The sequence below is a fragment of the Anaerobutyricum hallii DSM 3353 genome (assembly GCF_000173975.1).
Taxonomy (GTDB): domain Bacteria; phylum Bacillota; class Clostridia; order Lachnospirales; family Lachnospiraceae; genus Anaerobutyricum; species Anaerobutyricum hallii.
Genome location: NZ_ACEP01000001.1, coordinates 1 through 2,970, shown reverse-complemented (window position 1 = coordinate 2,970; position 2,970 = coordinate 1). Strand labels below are relative to the sequence as shown.

At 40.3% G+C, this 2,970-nt stretch carries 3 protein-coding genes; all 3 read right to left on the bottom strand.

What is annotated here, in order from left to right:
- Positions 1–52 precede the first annotated feature (52 nt).
- The 3 genes from EUBHAL_RS00015 to fsa all read right to left on the bottom strand — a co-directional run bounded on the left by EUBHAL_RS00015 (position 53) and on the right by fsa (position 2,558).
- Positions 53–994 carry a transketolase family protein gene (locus tag EUBHAL_RS00015; protein ID WP_005343276.1) on the bottom strand — a complete coding sequence of 314 codons (942 nt, stop codon included), beginning with the start codon at positions 992–994 and terminating at the stop codon, positions 53–55.
- Positions 982–1,821 carry a transketolase gene (locus EUBHAL_RS00010; RefSeq protein ID WP_005343275.1) on the bottom strand — a complete coding sequence of 280 codons (840 nt, stop codon included), beginning with the start codon at positions 1,819–1,821 and terminating at the stop codon, positions 982–984. Before EUBHAL_RS00010 ends, EUBHAL_RS00015 begins: the two co-directional genes overlap by 13 nt.
- Before the next feature lie 83 nt (positions 1,822–1,904).
- Positions 1,905–2,558, bottom strand: coding sequence for a fructose-6-phosphate aldolase (gene fsa, locus EUBHAL_RS00005; RefSeq protein WP_005343274.1), 654 nt, complete (start codon positions 2,556–2,558; stop codon positions 1,905–1,907).
- Positions 2,559–2,970 lie beyond the last annotated feature (412 nt).

Sequence of the window (2,970 nt, the reverse complement as noted above, 5' to 3'; positions counted from 1 at the left end):
ATGGTAGTATTTCTTTTTATTTTCGTCTGTTTTCTCTCAAAGAATCAAATAGTTATTTAACAAATTCCTTTACAGAAGCATATACGCCCTTACCGTCTAAGCCATATTTTTCAATAAGCTTAACTGCTGGGCCAGATTCTCCGTAAACATCGTTCACACCAATTCTCTTAACTGGTACTGGATATTTCTCGGAAAGTACTTCACATACTGCTCCGCCAAGTCCACCGATTACGGAATGTTCTTCTACTGTAACAACCTTACCTGTCTCTTTCGCTGCTTCTACAAGAAGATCTGAATCGATAGGTTTGATTGTGTGGATATTGATTACTTTAGCTTCGATCCCATCTTCAGCGAGCATATCTGCTGCTTCTAATGCGGAGCTTACGCAAAGACCAGTTGCTACGATTGTAACATCTTTTCCTTCTCTTAATACAACACCTTTGCCGATTTCAAATTTATAATCATCATTATCGTTAATTACAGGTACTGCAAGACGTCCAAATCTTAAGTATACAGGTCCGTCTAATTCATAAGCGGCACGTACTGCTGCTTTTGCTTCTACATCATCAGAAGGGTTGATGATTGTCATACCTGGGATAGTACGCATTAATGCGATATCTTCGTTACACTGATGTGTTGCTCCGTCTTCACCAACGGAAATACCTGCATGAGTAGCACCGATTTTTACATTAAGATGTGGATATCCAACAGAGTTACGAATCTGCTCAAATGCACGTCCTGCTGCGAACATTGCAAATGTACTTGCGAAAGGAACCATTCCTGTTGTTGCGATTCCGGCTGCGATTCCAATCATATCGCATTCAGCGATACCACAGTCGATGTGACGTTCTGGGAAAACTTTTTTAAACATTCCAGTCTTAGTAGCTGCTGCAAGGTCAGCATCTAAAACTACAAGATTCTCATGTTCTTTTCCTAATTCAATTAACGCATTTCCATAGCTTTCTCTGGTAGCGATTTTCTTTACTTCTGACATAATGCTTCCTCCACTTTCTTTAAGTCTTCCATAGCTACAGCATACTGTTCATCATTAGGTGCAGTACCATGCCAGGATGCCTGATTCTCCATGAAGGAAACACCTTTACCTTTTACAGTCTTCATAACGATTGCTACTGGCATTCCTTTTACTTCTCTTGCTTCTTTAAATGCTGCATCTAACTGGTCGAAATCGTTACCATCTGCTACATTAATTACATGGAAGTTAAATGCTTCAAACTTCTTGTCGATTGGGTATGGAGAACATACATCTTCAATCTTACCATCAATCTGTAATCCGTTGTTATCTACGATTACTACTAAGTTGTCAAGCTTTCTTGCTCCTGCGAACATTGCAGCTTCCCAAACCTGTCCTTCCTGAATCTCACCATCTCCAAGAAGTGTGTAAACACGATAGGATTTATTTCTTAACTTAGCAGAAAGAGCCATACCTACTGCAGCGGAGATTCCCTGTCCAAGAGAACCTGATGACATATCAAGTCCTGGAGTGTGCTGCATACATGGATGTCCCTGAAGGTGGGAACCGATATGTCTTAATGTAACTAAGTCTTCTACTGGGAAATATCCCTTGTGAGCTAATGTTGCATATAATCCAGGTGCTGTGTGACCTTTGGATAATACGAAACGGTCTCTGTCCGGATCCTGAGGATTCTTAGGATCTACATTCATTTCCTCAAAATATAAATATGTAAAAAGATCTGCTGCGGATAAAGAACCGCCTGGATGTCCAGCTTTTGCTGCATGAACGCCTGTGACAATTCCTTTTCTCACTTCATTTGCCATCTTCTGAAGTTCTAATTTGTTCATGGTTTCCTCCTTATTGCCCAATATAATCCCAGAATCTGCTGTACTTCACTTTGCAATGAAGATTCTGAAATCACATCTATATCCTATTCACCAAATACTGCGATATAATCTTTTTTAAACTTCTCAATTCCAGCATCAGTTAAAGGATGTTTGGTCATCTGTTCAATTACTTTATATGGAACTGTTGCAATATCAGCTCCGGCCAAAGCACAGTCTGTTACATGAATTGGATTACGGACACTCGCTGCGATAATCTCTGTATCCAGACCTGCGACAGCAAAAATCTCTGCGATATCACGAATAAGATCAACACCTCTTACACTGATATCATCTAGTCTGCCTAAGAAAGGAGATACATATGTTGCTCCCGCTCTTGCGGCAAGTAATGCCTGATTTGCAGTAAAGATTAATGTAAGATTGGTCTTAATTCCTTCCTGGGAAAGAACTTTACAAGCCTTTAATCCTTCTACGGTCATAGGAATCTTTACAACCATGTTTGGATGGATTGCTGCGATTTCACGGCCTTCCTTAATCATTCCTTCTGCGTCTGTTGTTGTCGCTTTTACTTCACCACTGATCGGGCCATCTACGATAGAAGCGATTTCTTTGATGACTTCATTAAAATCTCTTCCCTCCTTGGCAATCAGAGATGGATTTGTTGTAACCCCGCAAATAACCCCCATGTCATTCGCTTTCTTGATATCCTCTACATTCGCAGTATCAATAAAAAACTTCATTATCTTCTCCTCCGTTTTTCACTCTAAGAATAAAGTAGGTTAACACACTGCTATTATACAAAGACTTCTGCAATCTGTCAATTGGTTTTGTGGGAGAATTCCCTTGCTTGTGGGATTTATTTCGTTTTTGGTTGGAGGAGACAAAAACCAGGAGCTGGATAGTTCAAATATATGACTTTCGTCGCGGCGCTTTGAATGCTCGCTCCCAAATCTCCCTCCTTGATTTGGTTTTCCAGTGATTTTAACTGCTTCTTACAAAAGTAGGTTAGGAACGTACTTATCGGAACCATCCACAGTCAGAAAATAAAAAAGACTTATCATCATATTTGTGGCCTCGGAGCAAGGTTTGGATACGAGCGCATAAGCGAGCATTCAAACCGCCGCGACTAAAGTCACAAATACGATGATAAGT